This is a genomic window from Streptomyces erythrochromogenes (genome assembly GCF_036170895.1).
GTDB classification, from domain to species: Bacteria; Actinomycetota; Actinomycetes; order Streptomycetales; family Streptomycetaceae; genus Streptomyces; species Streptomyces erythrochromogenes.
The window spans coordinates 2,646,507-2,663,560 of record NZ_CP108036.1; the positions used below are offsets into that span (position 1 = coordinate 2,646,507).

General features: G+C 71.9%; 15 protein-coding genes. 1 reads left to right on the forward strand and 14 read right to left on the reverse strand.

The window, feature by feature from the left end:
- Positions 1 to 149: 149 nt before the first annotated feature.
- The 8 genes from lepB to proS form a co-directional block, all read right to left on the reverse strand.
- Entirely contained in the window at positions 150 to 917 is a 768-nt protein-coding gene (gene lepB / locus OHA91_RS11685) for a signal peptidase I (RefSeq protein WP_328739212.1), read from the reverse strand.
- A gap of 44 nt (positions 918 to 961) precedes the next feature.
- Positions 962 to 1,312, reverse strand: a complete 351-nt coding sequence (gene rplS, locus OHA91_RS11690; protein ID WP_030823745.1) for a 50S ribosomal protein L19 — start codon at positions 1,310 to 1,312, stop codon at positions 962 to 964.
- A gap of 134 nt (positions 1,313 to 1,446) precedes the next feature.
- Positions 1,447 to 2,268 carry a tRNA (guanosine(37)-N1)-methyltransferase TrmD gene (trmD, locus tag OHA91_RS11695; protein ID WP_328739213.1) on the reverse strand — a complete coding sequence of 274 codons (822 nt, stop codon included), beginning with the start codon at positions 2,266 to 2,268 and terminating at the stop codon, positions 1,447 to 1,449.
- Positions 2,268 to 2,834: a ribosome maturation factor RimM gene (rimM, locus tag OHA91_RS11700; RefSeq protein WP_266497172.1), complete on the reverse strand. Its 567-nt coding sequence runs from the start codon at positions 2,832 to 2,834 to the stop codon at positions 2,268 to 2,270. Before rimM ends, trmD begins: the two co-directional genes overlap by 1 nt.
- Positions 2,835 to 2,917: 83 nt before the next feature.
- The gene (locus OHA91_RS11705; protein ID WP_030011889.1) at positions 2,918 to 3,157 is read right to left on the reverse strand and encodes an RNA-binding protein; all 240 of its coding nucleotides are present in this window, start codon (positions 3,155 to 3,157) and stop codon (positions 2,918 to 2,920) included.
- Between the two features lie 2 nt (positions 3,158 to 3,159).
- Positions 3,160 to 3,597, reverse strand: a complete 438-nt coding sequence (gene rpsP / locus OHA91_RS11710) for a 30S ribosomal protein S16 (RefSeq protein WP_031148712.1) — start codon at positions 3,595 to 3,597, stop codon at positions 3,160 to 3,162.
- A 236-nt stretch (positions 3,598 to 3,833) separates the two neighbouring features.
- Positions 3,834 to 4,430, reverse strand: coding sequence for a hypothetical protein (locus OHA91_RS11715; protein ID WP_031148710.1), 597 nt, complete (start codon positions 4,428 to 4,430; stop codon positions 3,834 to 3,836).
- Positions 4,431 to 4,640: 210 nt separating this feature from the next.
- Positions 4,641 to 6,053: a proline--tRNA ligase gene (proS, locus tag OHA91_RS11720; RefSeq protein ID WP_031148708.1), complete on the reverse strand. Its 1,413-nt coding sequence runs from the start codon at positions 6,051 to 6,053 to the stop codon at positions 4,641 to 4,643.
- Between the two features lie 131 nt (positions 6,054 to 6,184).
- On the opposite strand from proS, the gene OHA91_RS11725 reads away from it, so the two are divergent.
- The gene (locus tag OHA91_RS11725) at positions 6,185 to 6,871 is read left to right on the forward strand and encodes a hypothetical protein (protein WP_031148706.1); all 687 of its coding nucleotides are present in this window, start codon (positions 6,185 to 6,187) and stop codon (positions 6,869 to 6,871) included.
- A gap of 10 nt (positions 6,872 to 6,881) precedes the next feature.
- On the opposite strand, the gene ftsH is transcribed toward OHA91_RS11725, so the two are convergent.
- The 6 genes from ftsH to nsdA all read right to left on the reverse strand — a co-directional run bounded on the left by ftsH (position 6,882) and on the right by nsdA (position 16,652).
- Positions 6,882 to 8,846 carry an ATP-dependent zinc metalloprotease FtsH gene (gene ftsH, locus OHA91_RS11730; protein WP_381627520.1) on the reverse strand — a complete coding sequence of 655 codons (1,965 nt, stop codon included), beginning with the start codon at positions 8,844 to 8,846 and terminating at the stop codon, positions 6,882 to 6,884.
- A 131-nt stretch (positions 8,847 to 8,977) separates the two neighbouring features.
- Complete coding sequence (gene ffh, locus OHA91_RS11735; protein WP_031148702.1) at positions 8,978 to 10,549, reverse strand: signal recognition particle protein; 1,572 nt, start codon at positions 10,547 to 10,549, stop codon at positions 8,978 to 8,980.
- Positions 10,550 to 10,683: 134 nt separating this feature from the next.
- Positions 10,684 to 13,110, reverse strand: a complete 2,427-nt coding sequence (locus OHA91_RS11740) for a [protein-PII] uridylyltransferase (protein ID WP_328739214.1) — start codon at positions 13,108 to 13,110, stop codon at positions 10,684 to 10,686.
- 16 nt (positions 13,111 to 13,126) lie between these two features.
- The gene (locus OHA91_RS11745) at positions 13,127 to 13,465 is read right to left on the reverse strand and encodes a P-II family nitrogen regulator (protein ID WP_030844530.1); all 339 of its coding nucleotides are present in this window, start codon (positions 13,463 to 13,465) and stop codon (positions 13,127 to 13,129) included.
- Positions 13,462 to 14,805: an ammonium transporter gene (locus OHA91_RS11750; RefSeq protein WP_031148697.1), complete on the reverse strand. Its 1,344-nt coding sequence runs from the start codon at positions 14,803 to 14,805 to the stop codon at positions 13,462 to 13,464. Before OHA91_RS11750 ends, OHA91_RS11745 begins: the two co-directional genes overlap by 4 nt.
- A 356-nt stretch (positions 14,806 to 15,161) precedes the next feature.
- Positions 15,162 to 16,652, reverse strand: a complete 1,491-nt coding sequence (gene nsdA / locus OHA91_RS11755) for a transcriptional repressor NsdA (RefSeq protein WP_381627514.1) — start codon at positions 16,650 to 16,652, stop codon at positions 15,162 to 15,164.
- Between the last annotated feature and the right edge of the window lie 402 nt (positions 16,653 to 17,054).

Consider the following 17,054-nt stretch of genomic DNA (forward strand, 5'->3'; position numbering starts at 1 on the left):
CCGGCGCCCGCTCGGGCGCGCGTCGGCCCCGCGGCCTTCCGCGCGGCTCCGGCTCGGGCTCGTCATCGAGCCAGTCCGGTCGGCTCCGCGTCCTCGCGCGCGGCTCCGGTCCGGGCTCCCGATCCCGGCGGCCCCTCGGCCGTCCCCGGCTACCCATGGCCGCCGCCGACGGCGCCCCAGCGCGAAACCGGCCAGCCGATCCAGTCGGCCCGCCCGATCACCTTCTCCACCGGCACCATCCCCCCGCCCGGTTCCCCGAGGTGGTCCCGTGAGTCCCGGGACTGGGAACGATGATCGCCCACCACCCACAGGGTCCCCAGCGGCACGACGATCCGGAAGGGCACCTTCGAGGGGGCGTCCCCGGGATACAGGTACGGCTCGTCCAGCGGCACGCCGTTGACCGACACCCGTCCGCCGGCGTCGCAACAGACCACGTCGTCACCACCCACGCCCACCACCCGCTTCACGAAGTCGGTGTCGGAGGGCTCCGCGAGCCCGAGCGCCGAGGCGGCGCCGTGCACCAGGTCGCCGACCGGGCCGCCGCCCGCGCGTTCCCGTACGAAGGAGCCCGTTCCGTCGAAGACCACCAGGTCCCCGCGGCGCGGCTGATCGCCGAAACGGTACGCCAGCTTGTTGACCAGGACCCGGTCCCCCACCCGGAACGTCGGCTCCATGGAGTGGCTCGGGATCAGGAAGGGCTGGACGACGAAATTGCTGAGCAGCAGCAGGAAGACCGTGCAGATCACACCGAGCGCCCCCGCCCGGCGCCAGGTGAACTGCCGCCCGGAGGACCGGTCCGCGTCGGATCCCTCGGGGGGTGCCCCGGGGGCCGTCCGGGAGAACGCAGAACGCGGCCACCCTCGCCCCTCGCGGGGGGAAGAGTGACCGCGCTGCGTGTGAGGTGCTTCGGTGTCCATCGGGGGCGAGCCTATCCGGCCGCCGCCGGACACCGGAGACGACCTTACTTGTCGCGCTTCTCCTTGATCTTCGCAGCCTTGCCGCGGAGCTCACGGAGGTAGTACAGCTTCGCACGGCGCACGTCACCGCGGGTGACGAGCTCGATCTTCTCGAAGATCGGGGAGTGGACCGGGAAAGTACGCTCCACACCGACGCTGAAGGAGACCTTGCGAACGGTGAAGGTCTCGGAGACACCGGCGCCCTGGCGGCGGATGACGACACCCTTGAACTGCTGGATACGGGAGCGGTTGCCCTCGATCACGCGGACGTGCACGTTGATCGTGTCACCCGGGCGGAAGGCCGGGACGTCCGAGCGGAGCGCGGCGGCGTTGACGCCATCGAGCAGGTGAGACATGTTCTTCGTCTGCTTTCTTCGCATGACGCCACAGGTCGCCAGTGCGGGTTTCCGTAGAGAATTCGGGAGCCGTGCCGCTCGGCGGCCGACGGTCCCCCTGTGGCAGGGGCGTCCGGCGAGCACACAGCAGCCGCCTATTCTTCCACGGCCTGCGGCCTGCGCCAAAATCGGCCGTCCGGCGACGGGTGCCAGCCGAGGATCGAGAGCATCTCGCGGTCCTTCTTGTCGAAGGCCGAAGCCTCGCAGCGCTCGATCAGGTCGGGGCGGTTGCTCGCGGTCCGGCGGAAGGCCTCGTCCCGGCGCCACCGGGCGATCTTGCCGTGGTGGCCGCTGAGCAGCACGTCGGGGATGTCCCGGCCGCGCCACACCGGCGGCTTGGTGTAGACGGGACCCTCCAGCAGGTTCGCCATCTCGCCGGGCGCGAAGGAGTCGTCCCGGTGCGACTCGGCGTTGCCGAGCACCCCGGGCAGCAGCCGCGCCACGGCCTCGGTGACGACCAGGACGGCCGCCTCGCCGCCGGCCAGGACGTAGTCGCCGATGGAGACCTCGTACACCGGCATGCGCGTGGCGTACTCGTCCATGACGCGGCGGTCGATGCCCTCGTAGCGGGCGGGCGTGAAGATCAGCCACGGCCGTCCGGAGAGCTCGACGGCCAGCTCCTGGGTGAACGGACGGCCGCTGGGCGTGGGGACCACCATGACGGGGCCGTGCGCGCCCGCCTCGTAGCCGTCGGCCAGCGCCTCGTCCAGCGCCTCGCCCCACGGCTCGGTCTTCATGACCATGCCGGGGCCGCCGCCGTACGGGGTGTCGTCGACCGTGTTGTGCCGGTCGTGGGTCCAGTCCCGCAGGTCGTGGACGTGCACGTCGAGCTGGCCGCGGGCGCGCGCCTTGCCGACGAGCGAGACGTTCAGCGGTTCCAGGTACTCGGGGAAGATCGTGACGACGTCGAGCCGCATCAGGCGTCGCCCTCGGAGTTCGCGGCCTCGGCGTCACGGGCGGAGGCGACTTCGGCGCGGTCGTCGATCAGCCCGGGCGGCGGGGTGATGACGCAGCGCTGCTCCTCCAGGTCGATCTCGGCGACGATCTCCTCGACGAAGGGGATCATCACCTCGGTGCCGTCGGGGCGCTCGACGATGAAGAGGTCCTGCGAGGGCAGGTGGGAGATCTCGGTGATCCGGCCGATCTCGGTGCCGTCCTCGAGCACCACGTCCAGGTCCATCAGCTGGTGGTCGTAGTACTCGTCCTCCTCCTCGGGCAGCTCCGCCGGGTCCACGTCGGCGATGAGGAGGATGTTGCGGAGTCCCTCCGCGCCGGTGCGGTCCTTGACGCCGGCGAAGCGCAGCATCAGCCGGCCGCTGTGCACCCGGCCCGTCTCGATGGTCAGCGGGCCAGCCGAAGCCGGTTCGGTGCGCAGCACGGCGCCGGGGCTGAGCCGCAGTTCCGGCTCGTCCGTGCGCACCTCGACGGTGACCTCACCCTTGATGCCGTGGGCGCGGCCGATCCGCGCGACTACCAGCTCCACTGTCTGTGCCTCTCCTGTTCAGACGACGACGGGCCGGGGCGGGCACGTATGCCCTCCCCGGCCCGTGCCGGTGATTCAACTGCTCAGCGGACCTGGTCCACGTCGACGAGGTCGACGCGGATCCCCCGGCCGCCGATGGCGCCCACGACGGTGCGCAGAGCACGTGCGGTGCGGCCGTTGCGGCCGATCACCTTGCCGAGGTCGTCGGGGTGGACCCGGACCTCGAGCACCTGCCCGCGGCGCAGGTTGCGCGAGGCGACCTGCACTTCGTCGGGGTTGTCCACAATGCCCTTTACGAGGTGCTCAAGAGCCTCCTCGAGCATGCTCAGGCCTCGGTCGACTCGGCGGCGGCGTCAGCCTCGTCCGCCTTCTTGTCGGCCTTCTTCTTCTGCGTGATGGCCTCGCCCTTGCCCTCGCCGATGCCCTCGAGGGCCTTGGCGAACTCGTCGAAGGAGCGACGCTTGTCTTCCTTCGTGGCCGGCTGCAGCAGCGGCGCGGGGGCCGGAAGGCCCTTGTGCGCCTGCCAGTCACCGGTGAGCTTCAGGATGGCGAGAACGGCCTCGGTCGGCTGGGCGCCGACGGAGAGCCAGTACTGGGCGCGCTCGCCGTTGACCTCGATGCGCGAGGGGTTGTAGGTCGGCTGGTAGATGCCGATCTCCTCGATCGCGCGGCCGTCCCGACGGGTGCGGGCGTCGGCGACGACGATGCGGTAGTGGGGAGAGCGGATCTTACCGAGGCGCTTGAGCTTGATCTTGACTGCCACTGGAGTGGTGTCTCCTGAACTTGACGTGGTTGGGCACATGAGATGCCACGTGGGGTTGCGGTACTCGGGTGCCCGATGGACGCGTCAGCCGGAGGAGAGAGGGGTCCTATGCGACTGTCGAGTACAGCTAGCCATTGTGCCATACGCCTGCGGCGCGCTCGGCCGACGGGGAGGATCGCTCCGGTCGGACGAGCCCGCACGTCACGCCCGGCGCCGCGCGCCGGCCGCCCGCAGCGTCAGGAGGCCGCCGCGATGGCGACTTCGGGGATGCGGAAGGGCTTCATGCAGCCCCCGCACACGATCGGCGCCTGGGCGAGCACGGAGGGGACGACCCGTACGTTGCGCCCGCAGTCGCAGACCGCCTTGACGCGCACGCCGCCGCCCGAGGAGCCGTGCCGGGCGGCCGGCCCGCGGAAGCTGCGCTTGGTGTCGGCGGCGGTGGCGGCCGTGTGCGCCTTCAGCGCGCGCTGCAGCCGCTCCATGGTGGGACGGTAGCGCCGCTTCGCCTCGGGATTGAGGGTGACCAGCGAGAAGCCGCTGCTGGCGTGCGGCTCGTCGGAGTGGTCCAGCCCCATCTCCTCGGCGATCGCGAGGAATCTGCGGTTGTGGTAGCGGCCTGCGCGCGAGGTGTCGCGGACACCGCGGGCGGCCGCGATGCCGTGGACTGCCTCGTGCAGCAGTCGCTCGAAGGAGAGCTCGGCGCCGCAGGCGGACGAGGACTCTCCGATCAGGGACTCGGGCGCGGCAAGGTCGGGCAGCTCGGGGTGGTACCGCTGAATGTCGGCCCACGCCTGCGCCAGCTCTGCGGCGAGAACAGGTGGTGTCGTGCTCACGTCGTGACAACGAGCCGAGGTGCCCGGGTGTTCCGATTCCGGGCCATTCCAAATTTTTTGCACGTACCAGTCAGTTCAGCCTCATGCGTCCCGACGAGGACGGGTGCGCCGAACTCAGGAGGAGTCGGTACGTAACGTCGACCAAAAAGCACCGGCCCCGGCGCGCGGCACCAGCCGCACGCCGGGGCCCGGAAGCCTTCGGCGGCGAGATCAGTACGAGCGCGCCACGATCGCGAGGGTACCGGGAGCGTCGTCGGCATCCGGAACGGACCCGTCCTCGGCCACCAGGCAGCGCACGGAGACGGCCTGCTCGGCCAGCTTCGCCTCGCCCTCCGGACCGAGGTCGGCCCACGGGATCCGCGCCCAGCCGCCGGCGACGGCGGCCTCGGCGGCCTCCTCGATGGTCGCGACGTCGGACGTACGGGCCTCGCGGCGCTCGCGGGACTCGCGCAGCAGCTGCGCCTGGTCCTCGTCCAGCACCTTGGGCAGCAGGTCGACGAGCGCGTCGATCTGCACCGGGGTCTTCCCGCCCGGGATCCGGCGGGCCAGCATCGCGGTCCCGGCCTCCAGGTCGCGGGGGCCGATCTCGATGCGGACCGGCACGCCCTTGAGCTCCCAGTCCACGGCGCGGCGGCCGAAGGGGGTGTCGACGCGGTCGTCGACGTGCACGCGGATGCCGGCGGCCTTCAGCCGGTCGCCCAGCTCACGGACCTTGGCCACGGCCTCGTCGCCCTTGATCGCCATGACGACGACCTGGACGTGGGCCAGACGCGGCGGCACGCGCAGGCCGTTGTCGTCGCCGTGGGACATGATCAGACCGCCGACCATGCGGGTCGAGACGCCCCACGAGGTCTGCCAGACGAGTTCCTGCTTGCCTTCCTTCGACAGGTACTGGGTGTTGAAGGCCTTGGCGAAGTTGGTGCCGAGCTCGTGGCTGGTGCCCATCTGCAGGGCCTTGCCGTCGCCCATCATGCCCTCGAGGGTGAGGGTGTTGATGGCGCCGGCGAAGCGCTCCTTGGCGGTCTTGCGGCCGAGCACGACGTCGATGCCGAGCACGTTCGTCATGAAGTCGCCGTAGACGTCACGGTGGATGCGGGCGGCGTACTCGCGGGCGTCCTCGTAGGTGGCGTGGGCCGTGTGGCCCTCCTGCCAGAGGAATTCGCTCGTGCGGAGGAAGACGCGGGGGCGCATCTCCCAGCGGACCACGTTGGCCCACTGGTTGATCAGCAGGGGCAGGTCCCGGTAGCTCTGGACCCACTTGGAGAAGTAGTCGTTGATGATCGTCTCGGACGTGGGCCGGACGACGACCGGCTCCTCCAGCTCCTTGCCGCCGCCGTGCGTGACGACCGCGAGCTCGGGGGCGAAGCCCTCGACGTGCTCGGCTTCCTTCGTCAGGTACGACTGCGGGATGAAGAGGGGGAAGTACGCGTTCTGGGCGCCCTGGTCCTTGATGCGGGCGTCCATCTCCTGCTGCATCCGCTCCCACAGGCCGTAGCCGTACGGTCGGATGACCATGGTGCCGCGGACCGGACCGTTGTCGGCCAGCTCGGCCTTGTTGATCAGATCCTGGTACCAGCGGGGGAAATCCTCCGCCTGCGGGGTGAGAACGGGTGCCTTTGCCATGCCGCGAATCGTACGGCGCCCGGCACAGGATGCGTGAATCGGGTGCCGCGCTCCTCTGGACGCGGGGGCGAATGGGGAGTTCTCTGGCAACGGGGGCTGGGGGGCGACAAGGAATCAGGAGCGCTCTTTCGATGACACCGACGCCGACCGCGACGCTCGTCGCCCGGGACTGGGCGGAGATCCAGGAACGGATGCTGGTACCGCTGTACGAGGCGGTCTACGACCGGCTGGAGGTCGGGCCGGGTGACCGGCTGCTGGGCCTCGACTGCGGGGCCGGCCTGGCCCTGCTGCTGGCGGCCGCGAGGGGAGCCGTGGCCACGGGCGTGGAGGCGGATCCGGCCCGGCGGGCGCTGGCCCGTGAGCGGCTGCTGGAAGTGCTGGCGGCGCCGCCGCCGGCGTCCTCGGCGCCCCGCCCCTACGACGCCCTGCTGGCCTTCTCCCCCGCTCCGGCGGCCCTGGCCTCGGCCCTGCCGGCCGTCAGACGCGGCGGCGCCGTGGTGCTGGCCGACTGGGGTCCCGCCGAGCGCTGCACGGTGCCCTCGGTGCTGGGCGGCGGCCCGGCTCCCGGGGACCTGGACGCGGTCGTGGAGCGGGCGGGGCTGCGGCCGGACGGGTCGGGGCGGGTGTTCTGCCCCTTCGGCTACGCGGACGTGGACAGCGCGGTGCGCGGGCTGCTGTCGACCGGGCTCTACGACGGCGCGTCCGATGCCGCGCTCGCGGAGAAGGAGCTCGCCGAGGCGCTTCACCCGTTCGAGCGATCCGACGGCGCCGTGTGGCTGCCGAACATCTTCCGGTACGTGATCGCCCGGGTGGCGTAACGGCCGGCCGTCAGTCCGTGCCGTGGGCCTTCGTCAGCCGGGGGATGCCCGCGGCGGCGTAGGCGGCCGGTTCGTCGAGGGTCTCGTTGGCGAGGAGGGCCTGCGCCAGGTCGTCCAGTTGCGGCCGGTGCTCGCGCAGCAGGCGGCAGGCCTCCACGTAGCACTCGTCCACGATCCGGCGCATCTCGTGGTCCACCGCGTCGAGCGTGGCGGGCGCGGCGGACAGGCCGTAGGGGCTCTGCCCGTCGGCGGGGATCGCGGTCAGCCGGCCGATCCGCTCGCTCATGCCCCAGCGGCCGACCATGCCGCGGACGATGTTGGTGACCTGTTCCAGGTCGTTCTCCGCGCCCGTGGTGATGACTTCGTAGACGACCTGCTCGGCCGCCATGCCGCCGAGCGCGCCGATGATGCGTCCGCGCAGGTACTGCTCGGTGTACGCGTACCGGTCCGCGTCCGGGGTCGAGAGGGTGACGCCGAGGGCGCGCCCGCGGGGCACGATCGTGATCTTGCGTACGGGGTCGGCTCCCGGCTGGAGCATGCCCAGCAGGGCGTGGCCGCTCTCGTGGTAGGCGGTGCGCCGACGCTCCTCCTCCGGCATGACCAGCGGCCGCTCGGCGCCCAGTTGCACCTTCTCCAGGGCGTCCGACAGGTCGGACTGGGTGACCTGCGTCTGCTGCCGTTTGACGGCGAGCAGCGCGGCCTCGTTGGCGAGGTTGGCGAGCTCGGCCCCGGTCATGCCGGGGGTGGTACGGGCGACCTGGCGCAGGTCGACGTCCTCGGCGAGCGGGATGTCGCGGGTGTGGATGCGCAGGATGGCCTCGCGTCCGACCCGGTCGGGCGGGGGGACGACCACCATCCGGTCGAAGCGGCCGGGGCGGATCAGCGCCGGGTCCAGCACGTCCGCGCGGTTGGTGGCGGCGAGGACGACCACGCCCTCGGAGCCGGAGAAGCCGTCCATCTCGGTGAGGATCTGGTTCAGGGTCTGTTCGCGTTCGTCGTGGCCGCCCATGCCGGCGCCGCCGCCGCGCGCCCGGCCGATGGTGTCGATCTCGTCGATGAAGATGATGGCGGGGGCCACCTTGCGCGCCTCGGCGAACAGTTCCCGCACCCGGGAGGCTCCGACCCCGACGATCATCTCGATGAACTCGGAGGCGGAGGCGGAGAAGAACGGCACCCCGGCCTCGCCCGCGACCGCCCGCGCGAGCAGGGTCTTGCCGGTGCCGGGCGGGCCGGACAGCAGGACCCCGCCGGGCATGCGGGCGCCCATCCTGCGGTACTGCTGCGGGTTCTTGAGGAAGTCGACGACGTCGCCCAGCTCTCCCTCGACCTCGTCGATGCCGGCGACGTCCTCGAAGGTGGTGCGCTCGGCTCCCGCCTGCAGCTCCACCGGCCGGGGCGGCGCCTTGCGTCCCAGCGCCCCCATGCCGGCGCCCGCCGCCCCGCCCATCCGGCGGGCGATGACGACCCACAGCAGGACCAGCAGGAGCATCGGGGCGAGGGAGAGCAGCAGGTTGGCGAGGAAGCTGCGCTGCACGACGACCGGGGAGGCGGTCACGTTGACGTTCTGCTTGGTGAGCTCGGCCCACAGCGCGTCGTCGGCGAAGGCCGGGCGCTGCGTGACGAACTTGGTGTAGTCCCCCTTGCCGCCGTCGGGCAGCGGCTGCCCGGCCTTGAGCTCGCCCTGGATCGCGTCGCCCTTGGAGTAGATCTTGGAGACGTTGCCGTTCGCGACCTGCTTGCTGAACTCGGTGTACGAGATCGTCGGCTCATCGCCCTCGTTGAAGAAGGACAGCACGAGGTTGGCGACCAGGAAGACGATCAGGGCGGCGAGGATCAGACCCCGCCAGCCGCCCGGCATCCGCTTCCTGGGGGGTGGGGCGGCCGGTGCGCCCTCCGAGCGCCAGGGCGTGTCGGCCCGGTCCCGGGGAGGTACGGGGGTGGGGCTGGGCACGGGGCGCCTCCTTCTGCCGTCCATCCTCCCGGCCGACGATAAGGGACGAATCGCCCTCCCGCCCGGGTGGAGACGGAAGGGCCCCGACCGTGCGAGCTGCTGCTCGCACCCTGGTCGGGGCCCTCGTCGCGGCTGACCGCGTACTGCTGCGCCTACTACTTCATGAACTTCTTGAACTCGTCCGGAAGGTCGAAGTCCTGACCGTCCTGACCGCCGGCGGGAAGGCCGAACGGGTTGGACGCGGCCGCCGGGTCGATCGCCTGCGGGCCCTGCTCGCGGCGGGCCGCGGCGGCGGCCTCCTCTTCCTTGCGCTTCATGGGGTTGCCGCTCTTGCGCTTGCCCTTGGCCTGCTTGACCTGCTTCTTCTGCCGGCCGGGGCCGCCGCCCATCCCGGGGATGCCCGGCATGCCGGGCATGCCGCCGCCCTGGGCCATGCGCGACATCATCTTGCGGGCGTCGAAGAACCGCTCGACCAGCGACTTGACGGCGCTGACCTCGGTGCCGGAGCCCTTGGCGATACGGGCGCGGCGCGAGCCGTTGATGATCGTCGGGTCCTGGCGCTCGGCCGGGGTCATCGACTTGATGATCGCGGCGGTGCGGTCGACGTCGCGCTCGTCGATGTTGTTGATCTGGTCCTTGATCTGCCCCATGCCGGGCAGCATGCCGAGCAGCTTGGAGATGGAGCCCATCTTGCGGACCTGCTCCATCTGGGCCAGGAAGTCGTCGAGCGTGAACTCCTTGGGGCCCTTGGCGAGCTTGGCCGCCATCTTCTCGGCCTCGGCCTGCGAGAAGGTCTTCTCGGCCTGCTCGATGAGGGTGAGCATGTCACCCATGTCGAGGATCCGGCCCGCCATGCGGTCGGGGTGGAAGGCGTCGAACTCGTCGAGCTTCTCGCCGTTCGAGGCGAACATGATCTGCTTGCCGGTGACGTGCGCGATGGAGAGCGCGGCACCGCCTCGGGCGTCGCCGTCGAGCTTGGAGAGCACCACGCCGTCGAAGCCGACGCCGTCGCGGAAGGCCTCGGCGGTGTTGACCGCGTCCTGGCCGATCATGGCGTCGACGACGAAGAGGATCTCGTCGGGGCTGACGGCGTCGCGGATGTCCGCGGCCTGCTGCATCAGCTCGGCGTCGATGCCGAGGCGGCCGGCGGTGTCGACGATGACGATGTCGAACTGCTTGGTGCGCGCGTACTCGACGGAGTCCTTCGCGACCTGGACCGGGTCGCCGACGCCGTTGCCCGGCTGGGGGCCGTAGAAGGCCACGCCCGCGCGGTCGGCGACGACGGAGAGCTGGTTGACGGCGTTCGGGCGCTGGAGGTCGCACGCGACGAGGAGCGGGGTGTGGCCCTGCCCCTTCAGCCAGAGGCCGAGCTTTCCGGCGAGGGTGGTCTTACCGGCACCCTGGAGGCCGGCGAGCATGATCACGGTGGGGGCGGTCTTGGCGAAGCGCAGCCGCCGGGTCTCGCCGCCCAGGATGGTGACGAGCTCGTCGTTGACGATCTTCAGGACCTGCTGGCCCGGGTTCAGGGCCTTGCTGACCTCTTCGCCGCGCGCGCGTTCCTTGACGTTCGCGATGAAGGAGCGGACGACCGGGAGGGCGACGTCGGCTTCGAGGAGGGCGATACGGATTTCCCGGGCCGCTGCGTCGATGTCAGCCTCGGACAGCCGGCCTTTGCCGCGCAGGCCCTTGAAGGTATTCGCCAAGCGGTCGGAGAGCGTATCGAACACGGTGGTCGCGATTCCTCGGGTCGGGGGCGTTGTGGTCGTCCCCCAGGGTATCCGCCCGCGCCGTCCGTCCGGCCCGGCGGGCGGGTTTCCCTCGTACGGCGGGGGTCCGGGAGGTATTGCGGACCCCCGCCGCGTCACGACAGGGCGGCCGCCACCGAGGCCGCCAGGGCGGTCGCCTGCGCGGGATCCAGCGGCTTGCCCTCGGGGGTGGTCACGTACAGCGTGTCCACCGCGTTGGCGCCCAGCGTGGAGACGTGGGCGCTGCGCACCCTGACGCCCGCCGACTCCAGGGCCCGGCCGATCCGGTGCAGCAGGCCGACGGCGTCGGGCGCCCGCACCTCCAGCACCGTGGCCAGCGAGGAGACGTCCGGGACGACGGTGACCCGGGGCGGCGGCGGGACGACCCCGCGCCGGCGCGGGTAGGCCGCCTCGCGGTCGGCCAGCTTCGCCGGGACGTCCAGCGAGCCGTCCAGGGCGCGCACCAGGTCGGTGCGCAGCCGGGCGGCCTCGGGCAGCGCCCCGTACTCGGCCGCCACCCGCCACCGCAGCACCAGGACCTCGCCGAGGCGGTCCGGCAGCTCCACGGAGCGCAGGTCCGCGGCCCGTACGGTGAGCCGGTGCAGGGCCAGCACCCCGGCCGCGGCGGGGAGGACCCCCGGCTGGTCGGGCACCGCCACCACGAGTTCCACGCCGACCGCGTCCTCCTCCTGGCGGGCGTGGAGCGCCAGCACCGGCTCGCGGGTGCGCAGGGCCTCCACCGCCAGGCGTTCCTGCTCGGCGCTGGGGATCTCCGGTTCCCGCTCGGCGGGGGCCGCGCCGCGCAGCACGGCGGCGACGCGCGCGACGAGGTCCGCCACGAGCGAGCCGCGCCAGGTGCTCCACGCGGCCGGCCCGGTGGCCAGGGCGTCCGCCTCGGTCAGGGCGTGCAGTATCTCCAGCGTGCCCACCGACCCGACGGCCTCGGCGACCGAGCGGACGGTGGCCGGGTCGTCCAGGTCGCGCCGGGTCGCGGTGTCGATCAGCAGCAGGTGGTGCCGTACGAGCGCGCCCAGCACGGCGACGTCCCGGGCGTCGAAGCCCACGCGTGCGGCGACGTCCCGGGCGATGGTCTCCCCGGCCACCGAGTGGTCGCCTGGCCAGCCCTTGCCGATGTCGTGCAGGAGCGCGGCCATCAGCAGCAGGTCGGGGCGGCCCACCCGGCGGGTGAGGGCCGCGGCCCGCACGGCCGTCTCGATCAGGTGCCGGTCCACCGTCCAGGTGTGGACGGGGTTGCGCTGCGGGCGGCAGCGCACGCGCTCCCAGTCGGGGAGCAGCCGGGTGATCAGCCCTTCCGCCTCCATGGCCTCCCAGACGGCCACGGTCGGCTCCCCCGCGCCCAGGAGCGTGAGCAGCTGTTCCCGGGCCTCGGCCGGCCAGGGCACCGGCAGCGCCTTCCCCTGCTGCGCGAGCCGGCGTACGGCGTGCGGCGACACGGGGAGCCCTGCCTGCGCGGCCGCCGCGGCCAGCCGCAGGGCCAGGACGGCGTCGCGGTCCGGGCGGGCGGCCAGGGCCAGGACGGCCTCCCCGTCGGACTCCACGACGCCTTCGGCCAGGGGTGCCCGGGCGGCGGCGGGGGCGCCGCGGCCGCCCAGCAGCCCGCGCAGCCGGGGCCGGGCGGCGCGGGCCCGCAGGACCCGCCCGACCTCGCGCCAGGTCACGTCTCCGGCGTACGCGACCACGCGCGCGGCCTCGTACACCTCGCGCAGCAGGGCGTCGGCGTCGAGCAGTCCGAGCTGCGCGGCGACCTGGTCCTGCTCCTGGAGCGAGAGCCGGTCGGTGGCCCGGCCGGTGACCAGGTGGAGGGCGTCGCGCGCGTCCAGGAGCCGGCGCCGGGCTTCGGCGAGGCCCTCGCGCGGGGCGTCCGCCAGCCAGGAGGCGGCGACCGCGCGCAGTGCGGTGGCGTCCCGGAGGCCGCCGCGGGCCTCCTTGAGGTCGGGTTCGAGCAGGAAGCGGAGTTCCCCGGCCCGCTCGGCCCGCTCGCGGCACAGGGAGTGCAGCTCCGGGAGCCGTTTCGGCGCCTGGTTGCGCCAGTCGGCCAGTACGGAGGTCCGCAGGCCGGCGAGGAGCCCGGCGTCGCCCGCGACCGTCCGGGCGTCCAGCAGGCCCAGGTGGACCTTCAGGTCCTCGGCGGCCGTCCTGCGGGCCTCGCCGGGGGTGCGCACCGAGTGGTCGAGGGCGACGCCGAGGTCCCAGACCGGGTACCAGAGGCGGTCGGCCAGCGCGCCGAGCGCCCGGGGCTCGGCCTTGCCGTCGTGCAGCAGCAGGAGGTCGAGGTCGCTGCGGGGGGAGAGTTCGGCCCTGCCGTAGCCGCCGACGGCCACGAGGGTGGCGCCTCGGACGCCCGTCTCCCGTGCGGCGGTGGTGAACAGGGCGTTCAGCCATTCGTCGGTCAGCCCGGCCAGGGCGGAACGCCGCGAGGGCCCGGACCGCGACTCCTCCTGGAGGAGTCGCAGCCGGGCCGCGGCGTATCCGCTGGGTCCCGAGTCGGCCGTGTGGTCGGTGGTGTCTTCGACGCTCGTCACCCGGGAGCTCCCGTCGCTAGAGCGCGTCAGCGCCGCGCTCGCCGGTGCGGACCCGGACGACCGAGTCCACGGGGACGCTCCACACCTTGCCGTCGCCGATCTTGCCGGTGGACGCCGCGCTGACGACGACCCGGATGAGCTCTTCGGCGTCGGAGTCCTCGACCAGCACCTCGATGCGGATCTTGGGGACGAGGTCGACCTGGTACTCGGCGCCCCGGTAGACCTCGGTGTGGCCGCGCTGGCGACCGTAGCCGCTGGCCTCGCTGACCGTGAGGCCCTGCACTCCGAAGGCCTGGAGTGCTTCCTTGATCTCGTCCAGCTTGTGCGGCTTGACGATCGCGGTGATCAGCTTCATGCGTCAACCTTCTTGCTCGCGGCGGAGGGGGTGGGGGCGGCGGTGCTCCGCGCGGCGGCTCCGCCACCGGCTCCGCTGAAGTCGTATGCGGTCTCGGCGTGTTCGATCTGGTCGATGCCGGCGACCTCGTCGTCCTCGGAGACCCGCATCCCGATGGTCTTGTCGAGGAGGAAGGCGAGCACTGCGGATGCCACCAGAGAGTAGGCGAGGACGGAGAAGACCCCGACGGCCTGCTTGCCGAGCTGCTCCAGGCCGCCGCCGTAGAAGAGGCCGGCGACGTCGGACTGGACCCCGCCGGTGGCGAAGAGGCCGACGAGCAGGGAGCCGGCGACACCGCCGACGAGGTGGACGCCGACGACGTCGAGGGAGTCGTCGTAGCCGAACTTGTACTTGAGGCCCACCGCCATGGCGCACAGCACACCGGCGATGGCGCCGACGGCGATCGCGCCGAGCGGGCTGACGGCACCGCCCGCGGGGGTGATGGCGACGAGGCCGGCGACCGCGCCGGAGGCGGCGCCGAGGGTGGTGAAGGAGCCGTGGCGCAGCTTCTCGTAGGCGAGCCAGGCCAGCATGGCGGCGGCGGTGGCGACCTGCGTGTTGACGAACATGACCGCGCCGACGCCGTCGTCGTTGCCGAGCCAGGAGCCCGCGTTGAATCCGAACCAGCCGAACCAGAGGAGACCGGCGCCCAGCATCACGAGGGGGAGGCTGTGCGGGCGCATCGGGTCCTTCTTGAAGCCGACGCGCTTGCCGATGACCAGGATCACTCCGAGGGCGGCGGCGCCCGCGTTGATGTGGACGGCGGTGCCGCCGGCGAAGTCGATGACGCCCATCTCGAAGAGCCAGCCGCCTGCGCCCCAGACCCAGTGGGCGACGGGGAAGTAGACGACGGTGACCCAGAGCGCGGTGAACAGGATCCAGGCGCTGAACTTCACGCGGTCGGCGAGGGCGCCGCTGATCAGGGCCGGGGTGATGACGGCGAACATCAGCTGGAAGACGGCGAAGACGTAGACCGGGATGGTGTAGCCGTCCCAGAGCTCGGTGATCCCGATGCCGCTCAGGCCCACGTAGTCGGAGTTCCAGCCGATGAGGGAGCCGGAGTCGGTGCCGAAGGCGAGGCTGAAGCCGTAGAGGACCCAGAGGATCGTGACGATCCCGAGGCTGATGAAGCTCATCATCAGCATGTTGAGACTGCTCTTGACGCGGACCATGCCTCCGTAGAAGAAGGCGAGTCCCGGGGTCATCAGCATGACCAGGGCGGAGCAGATGAGCATGAACCCGGTGTTCGCGGCAGACAGCGTCGGGGCGTCTGCAGCGAGGGTCGTGATGGCTGATGCCATCGGCGTCTCCTCGTCGTCGGTACGTTCGCGTGCGGGCGATCGTGAAAACCTGAGCGGCGGCAGAAGGAACTGGCCGGTTATTGGCCATGAGATTCGCGCAGGCCGGTTTCCGGCGGCGCCGCCCGATGTTTCGCGGCCGTGACGAAGAGGTCCGTGCTGTTACGCGGCGATGAACACGGCAACCATCAATTGGGCGACCACGACGGCGAGCGACCCCCTCCGCGAGAGCGGCGCCGGTTCAGGCGCAAAGGGGGAACCGGCCGCGGCAGTGACCCGGACGTCCTGGCTGGGGGAGCCTGATCGGGCTTCACGGGGTGACTGCCGCGGCCGGAGCCTGGGGGTGGCCGCCGGGGCCGTCAGACGGCCTCCGCGGCTTCGGGGAGCCGTGAGGCGAGGTGGTCGGTGAGCCGGACCACCTCGGCGACGTCGCCGTATTCACGGGCGGCGCTGTCGACGGTCTTGCGGAGGCGGGTGTTCACCCGTTCGGAGCGCACCTTTCCCGCCACGTCGAGGGCCCGGTCGACGAGGGTGGCGGCCTGCTCGGGCTCGCGCTGGAGCAGGTGGACGGTGGCCATGCCGATGAGGTTGAGGGCGTAGGAGCGCTGGTGCTCCTGGTCCTTCTCGAAGAGCTCGACGGCCCGTTCCATGACGGGTTCGGCGAGGGAGGCGTACATGGGGCTGCGGCCGGCGACATAGGCCAGGTCCCGGTACGAGTGGGAGTTCTCGCCGTTGAGCTCGGCCTCGGAGAAGAAGCGGATCCAGTCGGGTTCCGGCTCGCCCGCGAAGCCGACGTCGCCGAAGGTGTCCTCGGCCATCCGCACGGCCCGCTTGCAGCGGCTGGGCTGGCCCATGTTGGCGTAGGCGCGGGCCTCCATCGCATACAGCATGGCCTGGGTGCGCGGGCCGGCGCAGTCGCGGCTGCCGTACTGCGCGAGGTGGATGAGTTCGAGGGCGTCCTCGGGCCGGCCCAGGTGGATCATCTGGCGGCTCATCCCGGAGAGGATGTACGAGCCGAGCGGCTTGTCCCCGGCCTCCTTGGCGGCATGCAGCGCGAGGACGAAGTACTTCTGCGCGGTGGGGTGCAGGCCGATGTCGTAGCTCATCCAGCCGGCCAGTTCGGCCAGTTCCGCGGCGACCTTGAAGAGCCGCTTCATGACCGGGGCGGGGTGGTTCTCCTGGAGCAGGTCGGTGACCTCGTGGAGCTGCCCCACGACGGCCTTGCGGCGCAGGCCCCCGCCGCACTGGGCGTCCCACTGGCGGAACATGACGGTGGTGGCGTCGAGGAGGTCGAGCTCCGGTTCGGAGAGCCGGGGCGGGCGGTGGCCGCCGAGGGCCCCCGTCGGCCCCGCCCCGCGCGGTCCCGGGTCGGCGGCCGGGGCCGGGACGAGCCAGCGCTGCATGGGCTCGATGAGGGCGGGGCCGGCGGAGAGCGCGAGGGAGGTCCCGAGGAAGCCGCGGCGGGCCAGCATCAGGTCGCTGCGGGAGAACTCGCCGAGCAGTTCGACGGTCTGCGGGCCGGCCCAGGGCAGGTCGACCCCGGAGACGGAGGGGGTCTGGTGGGCGGTGCGCAGGCCGAGCTGTTCGATGGCGACGACAGATCCGAAGCGCTCGGAGAACAGCTCGGACAGGATGCGCGGAACGGGCTCGCGGGGCTGTTCGCCGTCCAGCCAGCGGCGCACCCGGGAGGTGTCCGTGCTGATGTGGTGGGCGCCCATCTGCCGGGCCCTGCGGTTGACCTGCCGGGCGAGCTCGCCCTTCGACCATCCGCTGCGGACGAACCACGACGTCAGCTGTTCGTTGCGCGCAGCAGCATCGTCCATCGTTCCGCTTGCGCCATTGCCGCTCACTGGAACGCCCCCATCCGCTCAGCCTCTTCCTTACGAAACCCTGGCCGGGACGCCGAGCGCCACCACGGACCTTCACAGGTCCTTCACGCATTGCCTCCGGCATACCCACGCACGGGGCCCGCCTCAGGGTTCGTGTACCGAAAGTAATCCTACGATCACCCCTGCGGCGAGGTCGTTTCCAGAAACGCCACCATTCGCCACCCCTTCGAATGAACTCGCCACCGGCCAGGCGCGATTCACTTGACACGAAGGTGAAACGGACCGGTTGGACTGGAGTGCGCTCGGGGCGCGCGCGGCGAGGAGTGCGCCGGGCGGGCAGTGTCGGGCACTCCCCCGGCGGCGGGCTCCGCCGGCGTCCTCACCACAGGCGTCGTAACCACCGGCGCGTCCGACCCGTTGGAG